Source organism: Mesorhizobium sp. P2_F5, from assembly GCF_056403715.1.
The window spans coordinates 1-20,560 of sequence record NZ_JBFUEY010000011.1; the positions used below are offsets into that span (position 1 = coordinate 1).

Annotated in this window: 25 protein-coding genes, 1 tRNA gene and 1 pseudogene; 13 read left to right on the forward strand and 14 right to left on the reverse strand. The window is 61.8% G+C overall.

Translation table 11 applies throughout. The features are described from left to right. Positions 1–142 (forward strand): annotated as a pseudogene (locus tag AC1DYO_RS16995) (IS110 family transposase); the annotation flags it as partial. Positions 143–207: 65 nt separating this feature from the next. On the opposite strand, the gene AC1DYO_RS17000 reads toward AC1DYO_RS16995, so the two are convergent. The 3 genes from AC1DYO_RS17000 to AC1DYO_RS17010 all read right to left on the reverse strand — a co-directional run bounded on the left by AC1DYO_RS17000 (position 208) and on the right by AC1DYO_RS17010 (position 2,247). Further along, complete coding sequence (locus AC1DYO_RS17000) at positions 208–411, reverse strand: DUF3126 family protein (RefSeq protein WP_006200852.1); 204 nt, start codon at positions 409–411, stop codon at positions 208–210. A 153-nt stretch (positions 412–564) separates the two neighbouring features. Then, positions 565–1,413 carry a serine O-acetyltransferase gene (gene cysE / locus AC1DYO_RS17005; protein WP_477265106.1) on the reverse strand — a complete coding sequence of 283 codons (849 nt, stop codon included), beginning with the start codon at positions 1,411–1,413 and terminating at the stop codon, positions 565–567. Positions 1,414–1,620: 207 nt separating this feature from the next. Next, the gene (locus AC1DYO_RS17010) at positions 1,621–2,247 is read right to left on the reverse strand and encodes a VOC family protein (RefSeq protein WP_477265108.1); all 627 of its coding nucleotides are present in this window, start codon (positions 2,245–2,247) and stop codon (positions 1,621–1,623) included. A gap of 111 nt (positions 2,248–2,358) precedes the next feature. Here AC1DYO_RS17010 and AC1DYO_RS17015 point away from each other — a divergent pair, with 111 nt between their 5' ends. Then, a complete protein-coding gene (locus AC1DYO_RS17015; protein WP_477265110.1) occupies positions 2,359–2,970 on the forward strand; it encodes an HD domain-containing protein in 612 nt (203 codons plus the stop codon). Positions 2,971–2,983: 13 nt separating this feature from the next. Here AC1DYO_RS17015 and AC1DYO_RS17020 read toward each other — a convergent pair whose 3' ends face one another. The 4 genes from AC1DYO_RS17020 to AC1DYO_RS17035 form a co-directional block, all read right to left on the reverse strand. After that, the gene (locus tag AC1DYO_RS17020; protein WP_477265112.1) at positions 2,984–3,481 is read right to left on the reverse strand and encodes a GNAT family N-acetyltransferase; all 498 of its coding nucleotides are present in this window, start codon (positions 3,479–3,481) and stop codon (positions 2,984–2,986) included. A gap of 51 nt (positions 3,482–3,532) precedes the next feature. Further along, complete coding sequence (locus tag AC1DYO_RS17025) at positions 3,533–4,300, reverse strand: alpha/beta fold hydrolase (protein ID WP_477265114.1); 768 nt, start codon at positions 4,298–4,300, stop codon at positions 3,533–3,535. Positions 4,301–4,309: 9 nt separating this feature from the next. Next, positions 4,310–4,885, reverse strand: a complete 576-nt coding sequence (locus AC1DYO_RS17030; protein ID WP_477265116.1) for a DUF192 domain-containing protein — start codon at positions 4,883–4,885, stop codon at positions 4,310–4,312. 122 nt (positions 4,886–5,007) lie between these two features. After that, positions 5,008–5,604, reverse strand: coding sequence for a cold-shock protein (locus AC1DYO_RS17035; protein ID WP_477265118.1), 597 nt, complete (start codon positions 5,602–5,604; stop codon positions 5,008–5,010). Between the two features lie 356 nt (positions 5,605–5,960). On the opposite strand from AC1DYO_RS17035, the gene AC1DYO_RS17040 reads away from it, so the two are divergent. Further along, positions 5,961–6,401: a VOC family protein gene (locus AC1DYO_RS17040; protein ID WP_477265120.1), complete on the forward strand. Its 441-nt coding sequence runs from the start codon at positions 5,961–5,963 to the stop codon at positions 6,399–6,401. Between the two features lie 3 nt (positions 6,402–6,404). Here AC1DYO_RS17040 and AC1DYO_RS17045 read toward each other — a convergent pair whose 3' ends face one another. Next, positions 6,405–6,536 (reverse strand): hypothetical protein, encoded by a 132-nt coding sequence (locus tag AC1DYO_RS17045; RefSeq protein WP_477265122.1) that lies wholly within the window; start codon positions 6,534–6,536, stop codon positions 6,405–6,407. Here AC1DYO_RS17045 and AC1DYO_RS17050 point away from each other — a divergent pair. Beyond that, complete coding sequence (locus AC1DYO_RS17050; protein ID WP_477265124.1) at positions 6,535–6,828, forward strand: DUF2218 domain-containing protein; 294 nt, start codon at positions 6,535–6,537, stop codon at positions 6,826–6,828. The genes AC1DYO_RS17045 and AC1DYO_RS17050 overlap by 2 nt on opposite strands. Positions 6,829–6,830: 2 nt before the next feature. Here the strand turns inward: AC1DYO_RS17050 and AC1DYO_RS17055 are convergent, their stop codons facing one another. From AC1DYO_RS17055 to AC1DYO_RS17065, 3 genes are read right to left on the reverse strand one after another with little or no spacing between them, the layout of a single operon-like run. Continuing rightward, complete coding sequence (locus tag AC1DYO_RS17055; RefSeq protein WP_477265126.1) at positions 6,831–7,385, reverse strand: DUF1697 domain-containing protein; 555 nt, start codon at positions 7,383–7,385, stop codon at positions 6,831–6,833. Beyond that, positions 7,382–8,638, reverse strand: coding sequence for a threonine ammonia-lyase IlvA (gene ilvA, locus AC1DYO_RS17060; protein WP_477265128.1), 1,257 nt, complete (start codon positions 8,636–8,638; stop codon positions 7,382–7,384). The genes AC1DYO_RS17055 and ilvA overlap by 4 nt, the downstream gene beginning before the upstream one ends. A 4-nt stretch (positions 8,639–8,642) precedes the next feature. Continuing rightward, positions 8,643–9,491: an O-fucosyltransferase family protein gene (locus AC1DYO_RS17065; protein WP_477265130.1), complete on the reverse strand. Its 849-nt coding sequence runs from the start codon at positions 9,489–9,491 to the stop codon at positions 8,643–8,645. Positions 9,492–9,587: 96 nt separating this feature from the next. On the opposite strand from AC1DYO_RS17065, the gene AC1DYO_RS17070 reads away from it, so the two are divergent. The 3 genes from AC1DYO_RS17070 to AC1DYO_RS17080 all read left to right on the forward strand — a co-directional run bounded on the left by AC1DYO_RS17070 (position 9,588) and on the right by AC1DYO_RS17080 (position 13,457). Next, positions 9,588–10,991: an aminopeptidase P family N-terminal domain-containing protein gene (locus AC1DYO_RS17070; protein WP_477265132.1), complete on the forward strand. Its 1,404-nt coding sequence runs from the start codon at positions 9,588–9,590 to the stop codon at positions 10,989–10,991. Positions 10,992–11,091: 100 nt separating this feature from the next. Then, the gene (locus tag AC1DYO_RS17075) at positions 11,092–12,165 is read left to right on the forward strand and encodes an alpha/beta hydrolase (RefSeq protein ID WP_477265134.1); all 1,074 of its coding nucleotides are present in this window, start codon (positions 11,092–11,094) and stop codon (positions 12,163–12,165) included. 134 nt (positions 12,166–12,299) lie between these two features. Then, positions 12,300–13,457, forward strand: coding sequence for an alpha/beta hydrolase (locus AC1DYO_RS17080; protein WP_477265136.1), 1,158 nt, complete (start codon positions 12,300–12,302; stop codon positions 13,455–13,457). A 258-nt stretch (positions 13,458–13,715) separates the two neighbouring features. On the opposite strand, the gene ade is transcribed toward AC1DYO_RS17080, so the two are convergent. After that, positions 13,716–15,533, reverse strand: coding sequence for an adenine deaminase (ade, locus tag AC1DYO_RS17085; protein ID WP_477265138.1), 1,818 nt, complete (start codon positions 15,531–15,533; stop codon positions 13,716–13,718). A 145-nt stretch (positions 15,534–15,678) separates the two neighbouring features. Between ade and AC1DYO_RS17090 the strand changes: the two genes are divergently transcribed. The 3 genes from AC1DYO_RS17090 to AC1DYO_RS17100 all read left to right on the forward strand — a co-directional run bounded on the left by AC1DYO_RS17090 (position 15,679) and on the right by AC1DYO_RS17100 (position 17,526). Next, the gene (locus AC1DYO_RS17090) at positions 15,679–16,530 is read left to right on the forward strand and encodes an alpha/beta fold hydrolase (RefSeq protein WP_477265140.1); all 852 of its coding nucleotides are present in this window, start codon (positions 15,679–15,681) and stop codon (positions 16,528–16,530) included. A 115-nt stretch (positions 16,531–16,645) separates the two neighbouring features. Next, positions 16,646–17,305, forward strand: coding sequence for an outer membrane protein (locus tag AC1DYO_RS17095; RefSeq protein ID WP_477265142.1), 660 nt, complete (start codon positions 16,646–16,648; stop codon positions 17,303–17,305). A gap of 135 nt (positions 17,306–17,440) precedes the next feature. Beyond that, a tRNA-Leu gene (locus AC1DYO_RS17100) sits at positions 17,441–17,526 on the forward strand. A gap of 134 nt (positions 17,527–17,660) precedes the next feature. On the opposite strand, the gene AC1DYO_RS17105 is transcribed toward AC1DYO_RS17100, so the two are convergent. After that, the gene (locus AC1DYO_RS17105) at positions 17,661–17,807 is read right to left on the reverse strand and encodes a hypothetical protein (protein WP_477265144.1); all 147 of its coding nucleotides are present in this window, start codon (positions 17,805–17,807) and stop codon (positions 17,661–17,663) included. A 522-nt stretch (positions 17,808–18,329) separates the two neighbouring features. Between AC1DYO_RS17105 and AC1DYO_RS17110 the strand changes: the two genes are divergently transcribed. Continuing rightward, positions 18,330–18,545 (forward strand): hypothetical protein, encoded by a 216-nt coding sequence (locus AC1DYO_RS17110; RefSeq protein WP_477265146.1) that lies wholly within the window; start codon positions 18,330–18,332, stop codon positions 18,543–18,545. An 814-nt stretch (positions 18,546–19,359) separates the two neighbouring features. Here AC1DYO_RS17110 and AC1DYO_RS17115 read toward each other — a convergent pair. Continuing rightward, the gene (locus tag AC1DYO_RS17115; protein ID WP_477265148.1) at positions 19,360–19,599 is read right to left on the reverse strand and encodes a hypothetical protein; all 240 of its coding nucleotides are present in this window, start codon (positions 19,597–19,599) and stop codon (positions 19,360–19,362) included. Positions 19,600–19,921: 322 nt separating this feature from the next. On the opposite strand from AC1DYO_RS17115, the gene AC1DYO_RS17120 reads away from it, so the two are divergent. Further along, complete coding sequence (locus AC1DYO_RS17120) at positions 19,922–20,128, forward strand: hypothetical protein (RefSeq protein WP_477265150.1); 207 nt, start codon at positions 19,922–19,924, stop codon at positions 20,126–20,128. A gap of 134 nt (positions 20,129–20,262) precedes the next feature. Then, the gene (locus AC1DYO_RS17125) at positions 20,263–20,469 is read left to right on the forward strand and encodes a hypothetical protein (RefSeq protein ID WP_181061541.1); all 207 of its coding nucleotides are present in this window, start codon (positions 20,263–20,265) and stop codon (positions 20,467–20,469) included. Positions 20,470–20,560 lie beyond the last annotated feature (91 nt).

Below are 20,560 nucleotides of genomic sequence, written 5' to 3' on the forward strand. Positions count from 1 at the left end.
CGGAAAAGGCGAGTTCGCAGCCTTCTACAAACGCCTCATCGCCAACGGCAAAAAGCCAATGGTGGCTATCGCTGCCGTCATGCGAAAGATCGTCGTCACCCTAAACGCAAGGCTTCGAGACGCCGCGATTCCTCAGAGTTGATGACGAAAGCGCGGAAGGCTGCCGGCCTGCACCATGGCAGGTCCGGTCAGCCGCAAAGCCCTGGCTCAGGCCAGATCGATGTCGAGGATCGCCATCGAGAAATTGTAATCGCCGTCGTCTTCGTCCTTGAAGACGATCCCGAGGAACTCGTCGCCGACATAGACCTCGGCCGAATCTTCCTTGCGCGGCCGCGCCTTCACTTCGAGTTTGGGATTCTGGAAGACGCGCTTGAAATAGGCGTCCAGCTTTCTGATTTCGTCCGGCTTCAAAAGTCTTCTCCGATCGTCGGGCTTGCTCGTTGGAACGCGCTTCTGGCACGTCGACAATGGCGATGTAAAGGCAAGCCGGCTGGATAGAACGCGAAGTTAAGGGGCAACAGCGCCGGCAGCCTGACTTCAGCCCGGCACACCGGATCGTGCAAATCAGATGTCGAAGCTGACGACCTGGTCCATCGACTGCGACGGCAAAAGCTGGTCCATCTGGCGCGAAGGCTGGTCGCAGCCGGTCTCGCCGACGACGCGGGCCGGCACACCGGCAACCGTCTTGTTGTGCGGCACCGGTGACAGCACCACCGAGCCTGCCGCGACTTTCGAGCAATGGCCGATCTCGATATTGCCGAGGATCTTGGCGCCGGCGCCGATCAGCACGCCGTAGCGAATCTTCGGGTGACGGTCGCCGCCGGCCTTGCCGGTGCCGCCCAGCGTCACGCCGTGCAGGATCGACACATCGTCCTCGATCACAGCCGTCTCGCCGACGACAAGGCCGGTGGCGTGGTCGATGAAGATGCCCTTGCCGATGCGGGCGGCCGGGTTGATGTCGGTCTGGAACACCGAGGACGAGCGGCTCTGCAGATAGAGCGCGAAATCCTTGCGGCCCTGGTTCCACAGCCAATGCGCCAGCCTGTGCGTCTGGATGGCGTGAAAACCCTTGAAATAGAGCACCGGCATGATGAAGCGGTCGCAGGCCGGATCGCGGTCGTAATAGGCCTGGATGTCGACACGCACGATCGATGACCATTCGTTGTCGTCGGCCAGCATCGACTTGAAGGTCTGGCGGATGAGATCGGAACCGATGTCCTGATGCGCAAGCCGCTCGGCGATCCGGTGGATGACCGCTTCTTCCAGGCTCTCCTGGTTGAGGATGGTCGAATAGAGGAACGCCGCCAGAAGCGGGTCGCGGTTGACCGCTTCCATCGCCTCGTCGCGGATCGAGCGCCAGATCGGATCGACCGGCTGCACCATTGTGGGGCGGGCAATCGTAATGCTGTTCATCGACGTCTCCGGCCTGCCGGCTGTTATCCGGCCGCACATATAGGCCAGATCATAGCACGATTGAACTCAATTTTCCTTAGTGCTTCATCAAATGGATTTGGTTCACGCAGATTCAAGCCGCCATGGAAAACGAACCCTTGATCACCGCCCCGCTAGAAAACGGGCCGGCGGACCCGCGCGACGCCTATGACGCCGCGCTGTGGGCGTTCAGGTCGGCAGCGGCTTTCCTGCCTGTTCCGCCACCATATATTCGGCGTACCAGTCGGGCCAGTTCACATCGTGCTGTCCGCCGGTCCGCTTCTCGTGCTCGCCATGTGCGGCGGCGGCGCGCCTTAGCGCCGCGGCAAGCTCGCCCGACGAGGTAAATATCGTGTCGCCGGCGTCCACGCGCCCGGGCAAGCGCTGGGTGATCTCCTGCAGGATGAAGCTGTTGCCGTCCGGATCGCTGAACGTGACATAGGAGGAATAGCTGCGCCCTTCCGGATGCCTGCCGCTGACCGGCGGCTGCCCGGGCCCCGTACGGTGGAACACCTCGCTTGCCTCGACGCCGCGCGCCACGAGTTCGGTATGCGCCGCCACGATATCGGATACGACGAGATAAAGTCCTTTGGCCGAGCCTGGCGCGGCTGATGTCAGGCCTTTGCCGAAATGGATCGAGCATGGCGAACCCGGAGGCGTGAACTGCACCACCCGAAACGCATCGCCGACGACGAAGTCGGCATCGAGCCGCCAACCGAGGCCACCATAAAAACGCTTGGACCGCTCGGCATCCGCAACGGCAATGATGACGGCCTCCAGCTTCATGTCGATCGTCCCCGGCAAGGTATTCGTCATGGCAGCCTCCTTGGTTGAATGGAATGGCAACATTCCCCAGAGCCCCGGCCCGCGCAAGGTTTGAAATGATTGGTTTTGACTCCGAGGGGCTGGGGCCGGTTAACTGGACGGATGACAAACTTGAAAGACCAGCACTTGATCGACGAACCGCTGAAGCAGGAACTCTCGGCGCTCTATCGGGCCGAAGACCGCCACTACCACAACCTCAGACATATCGAGGCGATGCTGGCGTTGGCCGGCGATTATCGCGTATCGCTGCATGATCCCGAAGCCGTCGAGGCCGCGATCTGGTTCCACGATGCCATCTATGACAGCAAGGCCAAGGACAATGAGGCGCAAAGTGCGGCCCTTGCCGAGAAAAACCTGGCTGGACGCACCGATGCGGAACGCTTGAACCGCATCGGTGCGATGATCCTTGCCACCGCCACGCACCAGCTGCCGTCGTTCGACGACGCGGCGGCGCTGCGCGATGCCAGCCTGTTCCTCGACATAGACCTGTCGATCCTGGGCGCCCGACCGGATGCGTTCGACGCTTATGAGCGTGCGGTCCGACGTGAATATGCCTGGGTCGAGGAGCCGATGTGGCGCGCCGGCCGCAGCGCTGTCCTGAAGACTTTCCTGGCCCGCGACCACATTTTCCACACCGACGAATTCCGGCGGCGGTTCGAACCGCAGGCCAGGCAGAACATTGCGCGCTCGATCGAGGCTCTTGCGACCGACTGAACATCAACACGTCCTAGTCGGGGAAAGTCTCCATGCGCTGGGCATACTGCCTGAAGCCTGCCCGCCCGTAGACCGATTGCGCCGACGGATGGTCATAAGTGTCCGTATGAAGCCAGACCCGTTGCGGCGCATGCGACCAGACGGCGCGAAGCGCCTGGTCGAGCAGGAACGGCCCGAGCCTGCGGCCCTGGAAAGCGGGAACCAGCCCAAAATGAACCAGCTCGACGTCAGGCTGGCCGACGCCGTTGAATTCGCACAGGCCGGCGGCCACGCCCGCGACGCGCAGCACATGGATGTGTGTCGAGGGTAGCGCCAAAAGGCGCTCGAGGTCTCCAGCCGCCATGCGCAGCCGCTGGTCCCACTGCACAGGCTCGCCGACGGCGCGGTAGAGGCTGATGTAACCAACGCTTTCCAGCCTTTCCAGTGCCACCGTGACCGGCTCTGTCGGCACAAAAGCCCTACCTGACGGCGGCGCGGTCATCTCCATATAGGTGACGAGGAGCTCGACCATAGCGGTTCCGGTTTGAGGCAAGAGCGCCACCGATTCAGATCGCCATCCGCCTCAGAGCGGATTTTCGGCATAAAACTCCAGCACGCGCTGCTTGAGGGTCTTGTCGCCGACGGCCAGCATATGGTCGCGGCCGTCGATGTGAAATGCCCTGGCGTTGGGCATCAGCGCAGCGAGTTCGTCGGGCGAACCGCCGATATCGTCTGTCGTCCCAACCGCAATCAGCGTCGGTTGGGCGATGCGCGTCATGTCGTCCTCGCTGAGCAGCTCCCGCGAGGTAGCAATGCAGGCCGCCAGCGCCCGGCGGTCGCTGCGCGTCTGATCGGCGAAGGCGCGAAACGAGCGGCCGCGCGGATGGCTGGTGGCGGCCGGATCGTCGGCCAGCAGCGCTTCGGCGATCGGGTCCCAGTCGCCGACGCCGTCGACCATGCCGATGCCGAGGCCGCCGAAGACCAGCGTCGCCACCTTGTCCGGATCGGACAGCGCCAGGAACGCTGAGATGCGCGCCCCCATCGAATAGCCCATGACATGGGCGCGGCCGATGCCGAGATGGTCGAGCAGCGCCGCCGCATCGGAAGCCATTTTGGCCGGCGTGTAGTCGGCCTCGTCATAGCTCTTCGACGACGAGCCGTGGCCGCGATTGTCGAAGGCGATGGCGCGATAACCGGCATCGTTCAGCGTCTTGAACCAGCCCGGCGATACCCAGTTGACATAGTGGCTGGAAGCGAAGCCGTGGATCATCAGCACCGGATCGCCCTCGCCCGACGCCGGCTGGCGATCGAGGAAAGCGAGGTCGAACCCGTCGTGCGAAAAGAACTGCATCGACGCCGCTCAGCCGGCGCCGGGCGTCGGCGAATCGCCCTTGTCCGCCGGCGGCATGCCAGGCCCGGACACGGTGCCGACGGCCGGATGGCGCAGCAGATCGCCATATTCGATGCCGTTTTTGGCCGCAGTGCCGGCCTTGAGCTCGAGCACGAAGCGCACCGGCACACCCGGTGAAATGACCGCGTCCGATTGAGGCTCGCCATGCTTCACTGCCCGGATCTTGCCGTCCTGGCCGACAAAGATCAGGTCGAGAGGCATCGGCGTGTTGCGCATCCAGAAGCCGACCTGCTTCTGCATCTCGAACACGAACAGCATGCCATGATCGTCCCCCATGTCCTGGCGATACATCAGGCCGGCCTCGCGCTCTGCTTCGGTGTCGGCGATTTCGATGGTGAAGGATTTGTCTCCGCCTTTCGTCGCCACCACCAGCGGCGTCGGATCGACGGGAAGGATCATCGCCTGGCTGTCGCCGGCGGGAGCCTGCTGGGACGCGGTCGGCTGCCCGGAATAGAAGTAGGCGCCGGCGGCCGCGGCAACGATGACGCAAAGCGCGCCTGCAGTCAGCCAGTTCCTGAGCGCCATTTGAAATCCTCGACCGGAGACCATGATCCCGAAAAGTGGTCTCAGGTATTCGGATAAGATCGTGGTGAAACCAAGAAAACAAGGAAGAGAACCGTCCCGAATCCTTTGGGATGGCTCTCGTCCTAATGCGCGACCGGCAAGGTGCCCATATCGGGGTGAATCTCGGCGGCCATGAGGCCTTTGTCACCGCGCCCGAAACGCACCAGAACAACCTGTCCGGGCCTGAGCTCGGTGATGCCGTAGCGGCGCAGCGTCTCCATATGGACGAAGATATCCTCGGTGCCCTCGCCCCGCGTCAGGAAGCCGAAGCCCTTGGTGCGGTTGAACCACTTTACCAGCGCCCGTTCGAGACCGCTTTCCGGCGTCACGGACACATGGGTGCGCTGTTCCTGCATCTCGGCCGGATGGATCGCCGTGGTGGTGTCCATGGACAGCACCCGGAACGCCTGCAAGCCGCGGTCGCCATGCTTGACGAGGCAGACGACGCGCGCGCCCTCCAATGCAGTCTGGAAACCGTCCTTTCGGAGACAGGTCACATGGAGGAGGATGTCACCCGAAAAACCGTCATCGGGAAGTATGAAGCCGTAGCCCTTGGCCACGTCGAACCATTTGATGGCGCCGGCGATTTCGACCAGGTCGGCGGTGTCGCCGCCACTGTCGCGCTGCAGGGCGTCGTCAAGGTTCTCATCCCGCCTCGTGAAAGAGGCCCTATCCCCCATAAGAACGCCCCCTTTTTTCAAGAAAACCGCAAGTGATTCTTGATATCAGATTAACACCGCCGCTTCCGGGGTGTGCAAGACCTGCCGTGCCTTTTTTCGCGGTTGGATACAGGAATAGCTGATTTGTTGTTTGCCGGCGTTGCTGCCGGCCGCAATAACGATCTGTCCAGGCCTTCACCGGTCGGCAATTTGCATGGGATTCTGCCGAAATCGGCAACCACTTGCATCCAGCGCTTTTGTCAGAGCAATCTGACTTTTCCAAAACCGGCGACCACTTTTTCAGTCCGACGCTCGTTGCCCTTCGGCGGGGTGGACCCTATGTTGCCTCGCAACCCAAACATCCCCGAGGAAATCCTATGCGCTACCTCCACACCATGGTCCGTGTCGCCGACGTCGATGCCTCGCTCGATTTCTATGTCAACAAGCTCGGCCTGAAGGAAGTGCGCCGCTACGAAAACGAGCAGGGCCGCTTCACGCTGATCTTCCTCGCCGCCTCCGAGGACGAAGAGAGCGGCATCGCCGACAAGGCGCCGCTGATCGAGCTGACCTACAATTGGGACCCGGAGGACTATAAGGGCGGCCGCAATTTCGGCCACCTCGCCTATGAAGTCGACGACATCTACGCCACCTGTCAGCATCTGATGGACAATGGCGTCATCATCAACCGGCCGCCGCGCGACGGCAACATGGCTTTCGTCAAGTCGCCGGACGGAATCTCGTTCGAGCTGCTGCAGAAGGGACCGGCCAAACCCAAGGCCGAGCCGTGGGCCTCGATGCCGAACACCGGCACCTGGTAGCGATTACGCCATCTTGAGCAAGGCGGCCGCGCCGACATGCCGGCCGCCTTTGCCGTTTCGGGCGACTGCACCTATGTAATTGCCCGACGCGCCAGCCAGGCACAGCCAGCGCCCTACCCAGGAGACTTCATCCATGCCGACCAGCCGTGTCGATGTCACCACCGCCTATGCCAGCCGCTATCTGCAGCAGCTGTGCAAGCACTGGGCACACAAATTTCCCGTCGAGTTCGATCCGAACCATGGCACCATCGATCTGTCGCTCGGCCGCACGGTTCTCGATGCCGATGCGGCAGCGCTGCATATCACGGTGTCGACGGATGAAGGCGGATCGCTGGAGCGCCTGGAAAGCGTCGTTGCCGATCACATCAAGCGCTTTGCCTTCCGCGAAGAGCTGATCTTCGACTGGAAGCCCGCGCCGGCGGCGTAACGCTATTTGGCGCCAGCCTGGCCGGCCATATCCAGCAGCGCCAGCACCGAGCGCCAGTTGCGCGCGGTGCCCGGTACTTTCAGCGTGCGCGGAAGAATGTTGGCAAACGCCGATTTGCCGAGCCCGTCCGGCGCTTTGAGGTAGAGCACGTCGCCTTTGACCTCGAAGCTTTCGGGGCCGGTGCACTTTTCGGCAAGCCTGGAAATTTCCTCGGCTGTCGGCTGGCGCTCCAGCGTATAGGCGTGAAGCTTGGTCGGATCGCCGGCCACTTCCGGATAGGGATTTTCACTCACCAGCCGCTCGAACCAGCCGAGATCGCGCACCATGATGCGCGAATGAAAGCCCCATTTTTTCTCGAAGGCGGTCTCGATCTGTTTCGTCAGCGCGGCTGCATCGCCCTTCTTCGCCCGGAACACGACATTGCCGCTCTGCACATAGCTGGCGACGTCGATGAAGCCGAGTGTCTCGAAAAATGCCCGCAACTCCACCATCTTGACGATGCGGTTGCCGCCGACATTGATGCCGGAAAACAGCGCGACGAAAACCGTACCGCTCATATGATGAAGCCCGCCAGGGTCTCGTTGTCGGTGATGTCCTGGTAGTGCACGCCCTCGGCTTCGAAATTCGCCTTCAGCAGGTCGAAATTGCGCCGGTCCTTGGTTTCGATGCCGATGAGCACCGAACCGAAATTGCGCGCCGATTTCTTCAGATATTCGAAGCGGGCAATGTCGTCGTCGGGTCCCAGCATTTCGAGGAAGTCTCGCAGCGCGCCCGGCCGCTGCGGGAAACGGATGATGAAGTATTTCTTCAGCCCCTCGAAGCGCAGCGCCCGCTCCTTCACGTCGGGCAGCCGCTCGAAATCGAAATTGCCGCCCGACACCACCGCGACGATGGTCTTGCCGCGGATTTCCTTGCGCGAAAAATCCTTCAGCGCATCGATCGCCAGCGCGCCGGCCGGCTCCAGCACCACGCCCTCGATGTTGAGCATCTCGATCATGGTGGCGCAGAGCCGGTTCTCGGGGATCAGCCGCACGGCGTCGGCGGCGAACTCCTTGAGGTAACGCAACGGCTCGCGGCCGATCTCGGCCACCGCCGCGCCGTCGACGAAATTGTCGACATTGGCAAGCTTGATGCGCTTGCCGCTGGCCAGGCTCTCATGCAGGCTCGGCGCGCCGGCCGGCTCGCAAAAGACGTAGCGGGCTTCGCGCTGCTGGTCGGCGAAATAGTGCGTCACGCCGGCGGCAAGGCCGCCGCCGCCGACCGGCAGCATGATGATGTCGGGCATGCGCGCACCGGGCATCTGGTCGGCGATCTCATAAGCGACCGTCGCCTGCCCCTCGATGATATCCTTGTGGTCAAAGGGCGGCACCATATGCGCGCCGGAACTTTCGGTGAATTCGAAGGCGGCGCGGTAGCAGTCGTCGAAGAAATCGCCGACCAGCCTGATTTCGACGAAGTCGCCGCCGAACAGCCGCGTCTTGTCGATCTTCTGCTGCGGTGTCGTTACCGGCATGAAGACAACGCCCTTCTTGCCGAAATGTCGGCACACGAACGCAAAGCCCTGCGCATGGTTGCCTGCCGAGGCGCAGACGAACAGCTCGGCCTTGTTGCCGGCGGCAAGCGTCTTGCGGAAGAAATTGAAGGCGCCACGGATCTTGTAGGAGCGCACTGGCGAAAGATCCTCGCGCTTCAACAGCACCCGCGCCCCGGTCTTCTTCGACAGATAATCGTTTTCCTGCAGCGGCGTTTCGGGAAAGATTTCGCGGATCGCGGCAGCGGCGACGCCAACACGGGCGGAAAAGCTGTTCATGAAATCATCCCCAGATCGTTTGGCGCAGCGCGCCCGGCGGCTTCGGCAAAACCCGCCAGGACGACAGTGGCCCATGCCAGAACGGTTCGTAATACACGCTGCCCTTGGACAGCAAGCCGGCGACGTAACTCAGCGAGCTTTTCGCCATGATCAGGCAGTCGGCCGCGATCAATGCCGAGATCGTGGAAAACACATCCGAATTCAGCTCGAACGCACAGCTGTCGGCCAACGGTCCAAAGTCGGATTCGACGCCTTGCGAGAAGATGACGACACGGTGCCGCGGGTGGTCGCGCAGCACGTGGCTGATGTTTCGCAAGAGGGTGGCGTTGTCGGTCAGGCGGGACGCGTGGGCCGCATTACCGGCGACATCGCCGCGCCTGACGTGAACGGCGATCGTGGGAACCTCAAATCTCCGCGGCGGCAAGGCGAGCCGCGCGCGAAATTCATCGGCCAGCTGGCTGTAAAGATCGGGATTACGCTCGGCAAAGCCATGGAAATGCCGCTGCGCGACAACGGCCGGCGCGCCGCGATAGCCCTGGCTGAAAGTCTCGCCAGAAACGATCGGCACGCCATCGGGAACGCGGGGAGCGCCTTGCCCGAGATTGAAGGCCGCTTCCCACCGTGCCGCAAAAACCTCCGGCTCCTCACCCTCACCCACCGATGTGAACGGCGAATGGAAATAGGCAATCCCGGCTGCCCACGAAAACAGGATCGCCGACATCACGGCATGGACCTGAGCACCACCCCCGTCCAGCTTGCCGACACAGGTGATGCCGAGCAGCGAGCCAGCTCCGATCCTCGAATGGCCGAGAAAATCAGTCTTCACGAAGCGGCGGCGTTTGAACCTGAACATGGCCCACGCCTATTGCATAATTCGCCATTTGCAGCCACCGATGCGATCGCTCGATCCTTCATCGATGCGCCATCATAGTCACCGGAGCGCCTTTCCATGCCTGTTTCGGCTGTCGCCTTGAAGACCGTAGACCTTCCCGAATTCGGCGAGCCGACAGTGATGCCGCTGCTTCAGCGCCGGACCTACGAAGCGCGTATCGAGGCGCTGCTGGCCTGCGGCGCAAGCGCCGGGCTCGATGCCTTCGCCGTCTATGGCGATCGCGAGCACACGGCCAATGTCGCCTATCTCAGTGGCTATGATCCGCGTTTCGAGGAAACGCTGCTGGTCATCGTCCCTGGCCAAACACCAAAACTTCTCGTCGGCAATGAGGGCTGGGGCTATGCCGAGATCTGCGATGGGCCGTATGAGCGCGTCCTCTACCAGACCTTCTCGCTGCCGGCGCAGCCGCGCGACCGCTCCGCCTCCCTGTCCGACACGCTTGCCGCCTGCGGCCTGAAGACCGGCCAGAAGATCGGCGCCATCGGCTGGAAGCCGTTCGGCCCCGGCGATGGCGGCTTTGGCGAGGCGACGCTCGACCTGCCGTCCTTCGTTGCCGATACGCTGCGCACACTGGCCGGCGACAAGGGCGCGGTGGTCAATGCCGCCAACCTTCTGATGAACCCAACGGATGGTCTGCGCGCCATCAACGAGGCCGACCAGTTGGCATCCTTCGAATTCGCCGCGACCTTTTCTTCCCAAGGCCTGCGCAATGTGCTTGGGCGTATCGAGCCCGGCATGAGCGAATTGCAGGCCGCGAAGCTGATGGGGATGAACGGCCTGCCTCTGTGCTGCCACCCGATGCTGTCCGCCGGCAAGCGTGCGCCCTACGGCCTGCCCAGCCCCCGCCTCGACATCATCAAGCGCGGCGACCCGATCACAATGGCCTATGGCATCCAGGGCTCGCTCAACGCCCGCGCCGGCTTCCTGGTCGAAAGCGCGGTGGAACTGCCCAAAGGAATTGGCGACTATGTCGAAAAACTGGTCGCGCCCTATTTCGCCGCCGTCGTCGACTGGTACGAAACCATCGGCATTGGTGTCACCGGCGGTGCCTTGTGGAAAGCCGTGCACGACCGCATCGGTGATCCATTCTTCGGCGTTACACTCAATCCTGGCCATCTCGTCCATATCGACGAATGGATGCATTCGCCGGTGTATTCGGGCTCGGAAATCAAGTTGAAGTCGGGCATGGCGCTGCAGGTCGACATCATCCCGGCGACCGGAACCGACTATTTCACCACCAACATCGAGGACGGCATCGCACTTGCCGATGAGGCCTTGCGCGAGGAGATCGCGGCTCGCTATCCCGAGGCCTGGAGCCGGATCGAGGCGCGCCGCGCCTTCATGGTGGACGTGCTCGGCATAAGGCTGAAGCCCGAAGTGCTGCCCTTCTCCAACATCCCGGCGTTCCTGCCGCCATTTTGGCTTTCGCGCAACAGTGCGATGGCCGTGGCTCGGCGCTGAACGCATTTAGGCTGGACACGACTTACTTCTGCCGCACTCTCACTGTCCGGGAGGTGTCGCGGGGGTAGATGGGCCTTTTGGCCGGAGTGGAATTTTTGACGTGCGTTTGAAGACGATTTGCATTCTTGCACTTGCCCTGTTGATCGCCGGCTGCGGCGGCCGCAAAACCGAGGAACTGCTCGGCAGCGCCGTCATGTCCACGTCGGTGACGGAAATTTCGGGCAATCACTCGATCTTCATCGCCACGACACGCAAAAAATCCGACGATCCCAACAAGGTCTTCGACGGCGAGCGTTCGGCGACGCTGAACTATGCCCGCGTCAACGTCACCGTTCCCGGTATCCACCAGACCGGCCAGATCGAACGCCGCTCGCGCGGCAAATCGAACGACCCGGCGAAGTATTTCATGGCTTCGGAGGTTGTCGGCTATGACGCGCAGCCGAAATTCTCCGCCGCGCTCAACGCCGACATCGCCGCGCGCGGTGGCCGCGTCATGGTCTTCGTGCATGGCTACAACACGGGCTTCGACGACGCCGTCTACCGCCTGACCCAGATCGTCCACGATTCCGGCTACCCCGGCACCCCGGTGTTGTTTTCCTGGGCTTCAGGTGCCAAGACCACCGACTATGTCTATGACAAGGAAAGTGCCAGCGCCGCCCGCGACCAGCTCGAAGTGACACTCAGAATGCTGCAGCAGTCCGGTGCGCGGCGCATCGACATCGTCGCCCATTCGCTCGGAACCTGGGTCACCATGGAAACGCTGCGCCAGCTCGCCATCACCGGCGACCGCGATCTCGGCGGCAAGCTCGGCGATGTCGTGCTGGCCTCGCCCGACATCGACGTCGACGTGTTCAAGAGCCAGATGCGCCGCTACGGCAAGCCGGACAAGCCGTTCATCCTGCTTTTGTCCGACGACGACCGCGCGCTGCGGCTCTCCGGCCTGATCGCCGGCGCACGGCCACGCGTCGGCGACTACAAGGATGCCGCCGACCTTGCTGCTTATGGCGTCACCGTCGTCGATCTCTCCAAGGTCAAGGGAACCGACAGCTTCAACCACACCAAATTCGCCGACAATCCCGAACTGGTGAAGATGATCGGCCAGCGGCTGCGCGAGGATGACGGCTTTGCCAGCGACCAGACGGTGACCGACCGCATCAGCGCGCTCGGGCAATAAGGCTGTTGCCCTGCGGCTACTGTTGGCCGCGTGAGTTCGCGAATGCCGCGCGGCCAGATCACTTTCAACTGGACCGGGCCGGTCTCTGCCTCTATCGACAATAAAATCGGCGCCATGCGCCAGCGGGAGCCCGCGTGAACGTGCGTTGGAAGACTGTCCTCGTCCTTGCGTTCGCGCTCGCAGTCGCCGGCTGCGCCGGCCCGAATACACATGACCTCTTGAACCAGACGACAGTTTCGGTGCCTGCCTCCGACATCGCGGCCACGCATGAAATCTTCGTCGCCACCACCCGTCAGCCGGCGACCAAGGATCCGCGCCAGGTGTTCGACGGCGACCGTTCGCTGACCACCAGTTACGCCCGCGTCGACGTGACCGTGCCGAAGGTCCACCAAGTCGGCGCCATCGAGCGCGCCAAGGGTTCGGCCAATTCCAACCCGGCCAAGCAGTTCACCGCCACCGACGTCGTCCACTATGGCGACGCCTCGCAATTCGCAAAGGCTGTCGGCGCCAACATCGCCATGAATGGCGACCGCGCACTGGTGTTCGTGCACGGCTTCAACAACGGTTTCGACGACGGCGTCTACCGGCTGACGCAAATCGCCCATGACACCAAATATCCGGGCACGCCGGTGCTGTTTTCCTGGGCTTCGAGCGGCAAGACCACTGGCTACATCTACGACAAGGAAAGTGCCAACGCCGCGCGCGACGATCTCGAGGCGACGCTCAGGATGCTCGCCAAGACAAAGGTCAAGAGTATAGACGTCATTGCGCATTCGATGGGAACCTGGGTGACGATGGAGGCGCTGCGCCAGCTCGCCATCACCGGCGACCGTGATCTCGGCGGCAAGCTCGGCTATGTCGTCCTCGCTTCGCCGGACATCGATGTCGACGTCTTCAAGAAACAGATGATCCGCTACGGCAAACCCGACAAGCCGTTCGCCATCCTGCTTTCGGGAGACGACCGTGCGCTGAAGCTGTCGTCCCTGATCTCCGGCGACAAGCCGCGCGTCGGCGACTATGCCAATGCGGCCGACCTTGCCAGCTATGGCGTGGTCGTGGCGGATCTTACAAAGACCAAGGGCGGTGACCGTTTGAACCATGCCAAGTTCGCCGACAATCCGATCCTGGTGCAATTGCTCGGTGATCGACTGCGCACACCAGCCGCCCTGCGATCGAACGATCCGGGCGAGTTTGACGATATCGGCCAAGGGATCGGCAAGGCGGTCGGCTCCATGGCCGAAGTCGTGATCACCACCCCGTTCAAGGTGCTGACCATCGCCACTGGTGGGTGAAGGATTTTATATCGTGCCGTACTCGATGTGGATATTTGGCTTAACTGGCGTCGCTATTCTAGTTTATTTCAATCTCCTTGATAAGGATACGCAACGGTGGCGAAAAATAGAAAATAGAACCGATATGTACGCCTATATTGCCTTTTTTGGATCTATTGTGTTAGGAATTGCTGTATCCGTCTTTGAAAATTACCTCTTCTAACTCCGCCTACAAAAATCCACACAGAGCCGCGGAGAGTTCGGATATTCCCAAACAGTTTATAAAAAAAGATCCACCTTCTGGAAGGTCGTCACGTCGATCAGACCGACATCGGAAATCCTGAGTTCCGGGATGACTACTAGCGCCAGCAGCGAGTGCTGCATGTAGGCGTTGTTGAGCGAGCAGCCCATCTTGCGCATCGCCTCGGTCAGCTTCTCCGCCTTGGCCGCGACGATCTCGGCGCGTTCGTCCGACATCAGCCCGGCGATCGGCATTTCGACCAGCGCCAGCTCCTTGCCCTTTGAAAACAGCACGACACCGCCGCCGACCTCGCCCAGCCGGTTGACGGCCAGCGCCATGTCTTCCTTGTTGGTGCCGACGCAGATGATGTGGTGGGCATCGTGCGCCACGCTCGACGCCATGGCGCAGTCGCCCATGTAGCCGAAGCCGGAGACGAAGGCGTTGGTGACGCCGCCCGTGCCGCGATGGCGCTCGACCAGCGCGATCTGGCAGATATCGTTGCGGCGGTCCATGGCGACCAGCCCGTCCTCGACCGGCAAATCGGCCTCCAGCGCCCGCGTCGGCGCCTGGTTCTCGATGACGCCGATGACACGCACCCGCACCTCATTGGCGCCCTTGGGCGCCGCGATGTCGAAATCCCTGGCCTTGAGCTTTTTGCCGAGCTTGACGGTGTTCTTCGCCGTCTTCGGGTAATCATAGGCCGGAATGTCGATTTCGAGCTTGCCGCCCTTGGCCAGCCTGACGCCGCGACCATAGACCTCGTCGATGGTCATGGCGGTAAGATCGGAGACGATCAGCAGGTCGGCCAGCCGTCCCGGCGCGATCGAGCCGATCTCGCGCTCCAGCTTGAAATGCTGGGCGGTGTTGAGTGTCGCCATCTGGATCGCCGTCACCGGCTTCAATCCCTGTTGGATGGCGTGACGCACCACCCTGTCCATATGGCCTTCATGCACCAGCGTGCCGGAATGGCTGTCGTCGGTGCACAGGATGAAGTTGCGCGGGTCGAGGCCGCTCTCGGTCACCGCCTTGATCTGCGAGGCGACGTCGTACCAGGCGGAGCCCAGCCGCAGCATCGCCTTCATGCCTTGGCGTACCCGCGCAATGGCATCCTCGGCGCGCGTGCCTTCATGGTCGTCCTCCGGCCCGCCGGCGACATAGCCGTGGAACGGCAGGCCGAGATCGCGCGAGGCATAGTGGCCGCCGACCGTCTTGCCGGCCCTCACCGTCGCGGCGATCTCACCCGACATCACCGGGTCGTTGGCGGCGACGCCGGGGAAATTCATCACCTCGCCGAGCCCGATGATGTTCTCCCAGGTCATCGCTTCAGTGACATCGGCAACCGTCAGTTCGGCGCCGGCATGTTCCAACCCCGGTGCGGACGGCACGCAGGACGGCATCTGGACATGCACATTGATCGGCATGGCGACAGCCTCGTCATGCATCAGCCGCACGCCCGGCAGGCCGAGAACATTGGCGATCTCATGCGGGTCGATGAACATCGAAGTTGTGCCGTGCGGGATGACCGCGCGGCAGAACTCGGTCACCGTCACCATGCCGCTCTCGACATGCATATGCGCATCGCAAAGGCCGGGCACGAGATAGCGGCCGCCGGCGTCGACCACCTTGGTGCCCTGGCCGATGGCATGGCTGGCATTTGGCCCGCAATAGGCGAAGCGCCCGCCGGCAATGGCAATGTCGGTGCCGGCGATGATCTCGCCCGAATGGACGTTCACCCAGCGCCCGTTGCGGATGACGAGATCGGCCGGCTTGCGCCCCATGGCGACATCGACCAGATGCGTCGCCATCTCGGTCCAGGGTTTTGGTTTGGCGGCGCTTGCGGCTTTGGTTTTCGTCATTGGCGATTCCTCGGGTTGCGGCCACTCTCGCAAAAGTCGCCTTGCATCGCCAGAGCCGTCGGTCCGACATTCCTGCCGGCAAGCCGGGCTTGTTGACTAGTTCCGCCAAAAGGCGATGCTGGACACAAACCCTAAGGAGATAAGCATGATCCGTCTCTGGAAAGCCTTCGCCGTTGTCATCCTGCTCATGGCGTCGACCGCATTCGCCGTTGCAGAGGAACGTTGGCAGACCTTGCCGGAGCCGGCGGCCATGCCCAAAGCGGATCAGAGCGGCTATGCGCCGGTCAACGGCATCCAGATGTACTACGCCGTTTTCGGCGCCGGTGATCCGATCCTCTTGATCCATGGCGGCCTTGGCCACGCCGACATCTGGGCGAGCCAGGTGGCGACGATGTCCAAGACCCACAAGGTGATCGTCGCCGACAGCCGCGGCCACGGCCGATCCACGCGCACCGAGCAGCCTTACGGCTACGACCTCATGGCGTCCGACTATCTGGCTCTGCTCGACTACCTCAAGATCGACAAGACCGCTCTTGTCGGCTGGAGCGACGGCGGCATTATCGGCATCGACATCGCGCTGCATCATCCGGAGCGGCTGACCAGGCTCTTTGCGCAAGCCGCCAATGTCACCACCGATGGCGTCGATCCCGGCGTGATGACCAACAAGACCTTTGCCGCCTACATCGACCGCTCGGGTCGCGACTACAAGAAGATGTCGAAGACGCCGGACCAGTACGATGCCTTCGTTTCGCAGATCAGCCACATGTGGGAGTCGGAGCCGGCCTGGACCAAGGAACAGCTCGGCAAGATCACCACGCCGACGGCGATCGTCGCCGGCGATCATGATGAGGCTATCAAGCGCGAACACACCGAATACATGGCCTCCGTCATTCCAGGCGCCAAGCTCATCATCCTGCCCAATGCCAGTCATTTCGCCATGCTTCAGGCGCCGGATGAATATAGCCAGGCGGCACTGGACTTCATCGACGCCAAATAGAGCATAGCGCGCAGCAACAGGCACATTTCGATTGCTGAACAATGGGTTTCGTTTTGCGGCGAATAGAGTTACCTTGCCGCAAGGAGTCTTCTGAACCGCCATTTCGGAGAGCTCGATGCGTCGTCTGACGCTCGCAAGTGCCGGATTTTTGACCGCTCTGGCCGCCCCGGCATTCGCCGCCGACCCGATGGCGGCGCCAATGACCGAACCGGGCTTCGACTGGACCGGCTACTATGCCGGTCTGCAGGCCGGCTACGGCTGGGGCCAGTCTGACGTCACGGGAACAGAGGGCGAGCCGTTTTCCACCTCGCCCGACCTCGATGGTGGTTTCGTCGGCGGCCACGTCGCCGGCCTGTGGCAGTTCGACCAGGCGGTGATCGGCGCCGAGGCCGAGCTCAACTATTCCCGTATCAACGGCACGACGGTACTAGGCCCCCCGGGAAACAATTTCGGCACCGACGTCAAATGGTTCGGGTCGGTCAACGCCAAGGCCGGCTACGCCATGGACCGGCTGCTGGTCTATGGCATTGGCGGCGTCGCTTTCGCCGGCATCGAGACCTCGCAAGCCCCGGACTTTTCCAGCACAGGCACGCATGTCGGCTGGACGGTCGGCGCCGGCGTCGACTACGCGCTGACCGACAAGTTCGTCGTCGGCGCCCAATATCGCTACTACGATTTCGGCTCCGAACACCATGACGGGTCCGACGAATTCGTCGGCCGCGACCAGGACGTCAAGCTGAACACGGTCGGCATCAATCTCAGCTACAAGTTCTGAGCGTCCTCGGCGACTGAGATTTTCGCCACAACCAATTGTTTTAAAATCACGAACCACCTTTCATGAGTTCGAGTGGCGACACTCGGCAAAAGATGGCTTGACGGGTTTTCGCTGGCGTTTGAAAAGGGCTGGCCTGCGGACGTGGCGGAATTGGTAGACGCAAGGGACTTAAAATCCCTCGATCTCTGATCGTACGGGTTCGATTCCCGTCGTCCGCACCATTTTTGGCTGCCGCGCCTCCAGGCAAAGGAAGCTCCCTCGGAAAACCAAAGACGCAAGCGAACGGCGACCAGCGCGCTGTGTCACGCCGGCGGCTTGGCGAGAAGGCCGTTTCACGGCACCCGTGAGGCCAACCTTACTTGATGTAAACCAGCACGTAGCGGTTCTTGTAAGGCTGGTAATACTTGGTCCCGCATTTCCAGACCACGGCGCCACCGCTGTAGGTGGTCTTCACGCACCCTTTGGGCAGGGTCGTGATGTAGATGGTCGTCCTCTGGATCACGACCGTCTTTGCTCCACCGGACTGACGACGCGAAACCCCAAAATACCGTCAAGGCCGTTGACGGCCACCGAAGAGATCGCGAGCATCCTACAAGTGGCGAGCGCGCGACAGAACAAGCTGTGACTGACCGAAAGGTGTGTGGGTTCGAGTCCCACCGTCCGCACCAACCCTCCGCAAATCCTTCTAATTGTTGAGCAATTCGGAGCGCCAAGGCTACGGCTTGGCTTCCCGTTTCCTACGACCAATTAAATCGAGGGTACGACGGGGGGTACGCCGCTGATCCGGGTACGCTTCGCAGGGGTACGCCTACGCCGCTTCGCTGATTGCCGTTCCTGCGGCCAGCAGCCTGCCGCTGGTGCCACGTTGGCCTTCCGGCGCTGGTTCGCATAACGCATCATTCTTGACGAGATTTAGAGATCAGGAGCACATTGAGCGCGCCGACCGAGAGCTGGCAGGCCCGGCCGAGACCGCGTGTGCGATGAAAACCTCGAGCAGCGTCACGGAGACTGACGGGAGGAAGAAATGAGCAGGGTTAAGGACGTTTGCGATCGAGCACGATCGCTATGGTTGCGGGTGGTGCGATCGACCCACCCTGTCGACGATGTCGAGAACGACGGGCTGTATCGGCTGATCGACGGCAAAAACAAGGTCATCACTGGCACCAACTTCGAGGCGTCCCGCTTCGACATCGAGACCCGTCTATCGCGGTGGGAGAGCTACAAGCCACCGCGCTCCTAGCCTGCGTTTCACGGCAAGCTGGACGGCTCCGCGCCGATCCCGCATCGCAAGAATGCTGGGCGCGTCGAGTACCCCGGAGTAGACGGTATGCTACGGACTTAAAATCCCTAGATCTCTGACCGTACGGGTTCGATTCCCGTCGTCCGCACCACATTGAAATCAATCAACGATCTGTCCTTGGTGATCGGTCGGCAGGCAGGCCGTCAGGACTTTTTATCGCCGTTTGGATTTGGTGCCGGCGCCTCGCGTACATCGCGTGGTGGCGGGTCGATATGTTGAGGCTCTGGCGATGCGTCTTGGTCTGGACGCAGAGGCGTCTCCCTTGCACTGGGTTTCGGCGGCGGATCTTTGATTTTGTCTCGCATGCCAAAGAACCGACATAACCACTCTCTTGTTCCCACACACGCCCTGATATTTTAGCAGCCGCGAAACAAAGTCCCCCGTTCCCGCGTTGAGATTTCGTCCACAATGGGGAGAAACTCGCAAATGGATCCGGCAACCGCAGCAATGATGGTTCTTTTGTCGTGTAGTCCAGGCCAGGCTGTCTGCAAACCGCTCGACACGTCGCCGGCTATGATGTTCGTATCCCTTGGCGAGTGCCAGGTTGCGTTGGCCAACAGGCTGGCTGGCGCCCCCAATGGGGAGATCGTGGGGCGATGCCGTTCGGTCGACCCTTCAACTACAGGTTCCCTTCCTGCCGGGTATAGGACTGTCGTGGTCACGCGGGGCATGGGAGCGGATGCGGTGAGCAGTCGCTACATCGTGATGCACAAAGACTGAGGCCCGCCCCGTGAGGCAAGCGGATCCGCCCGAGCTACTCCAAAGGCGGCTCTTCGCTCGGTGGGGTCAAAACGGTAATATCCATTCTGGCGATTGTCGACGCAGCGCGCCCCTGCGCACCAGGATCTGTGTCGCCACTTTCTACCACCATGGCCTTGGCGCGATGCCCTACGCTGTCTGCGCTTTTGCCTGGCGCAAATCCTTCGCCCGGTTCTGTCTTTGCGGGTTTCGGTTGAGTTTCCTGCCGATGTTGATTTCCAATCGCCGCGACCATTGATACCTCCGCTTGGTGAGGCCGTGACTGTACCTGTCAAGGCTGTAGCGAGCCTGACCATTCTAAACAGCCGCGACCCGTGAGGCGGCGGGCTCACCCTCTCGATGCCTTGGCGCTCGCAGCCCAAACGCCGCCTGCGTTCGTCGCGCTCTTCTGGCGTGCTTTTAGGTCGGCGCCCACGACGTCGATCTTCGGATATCTCGTCGGGTGGGGAGTTCAACCTCAGCCCCCTTGATGCGGCACCGGTTTCGCCCGACAATAGGGAACGATTTCGCCCGCCATGTGTTAGGCACTCATGAATCCCTCGGACCCCGGACCCAGAATGGCAGCCGATCTTTTCACGATGCGACTCGTCGATGCTCAGCAGCGCATCAAACAAACCGAGCTAGCGCTTGTACTCAGCGAGAAAATGGTGGCTGAGAACCTCGCTTTATCCAGCAGGATACGATCTGCGAGGCGGCGTATCGTGAAGCCGAGAGGGCGTCTGGCGACAATCGACCCAACAACCCTGAAAGAGTTCGCACAATGATCGCGACCCACTCCCGATAGTGTGGGAGAGGTTGTTGATACCCTTAGCGGTGATCGGGCAATACGTCGCAGGAACCAAAGCGTTCGGTAGGGGTTGGTGTTCCGAAGGGACCGCAACCCAAAGGAAGCGGAACAATGGACCTGAGGAACCTGGAACTGGCCAGAGCACGACAGCGCGTCGGCCGGGCAAAGTTGGATCTCGAACGCGCTGAAAACTTGCTCGATGAAGACTGCGGCGTCGCCATGAATCTTGCCTTGTGTTGCCGAATTCGGTCCGCGCAAAGGCGCGTGGTCGAGGCCAGGCTGCGCCTCACGAAGATCGATCCCGGCAGGACAAATTGACCGATGATGATCCCGACCCCGAACCCCGAGATCGCGAGCAGTGGCCCCATCCATCGCCAGGCGCTACTCCGGCATCAGTTGATGAAGCACT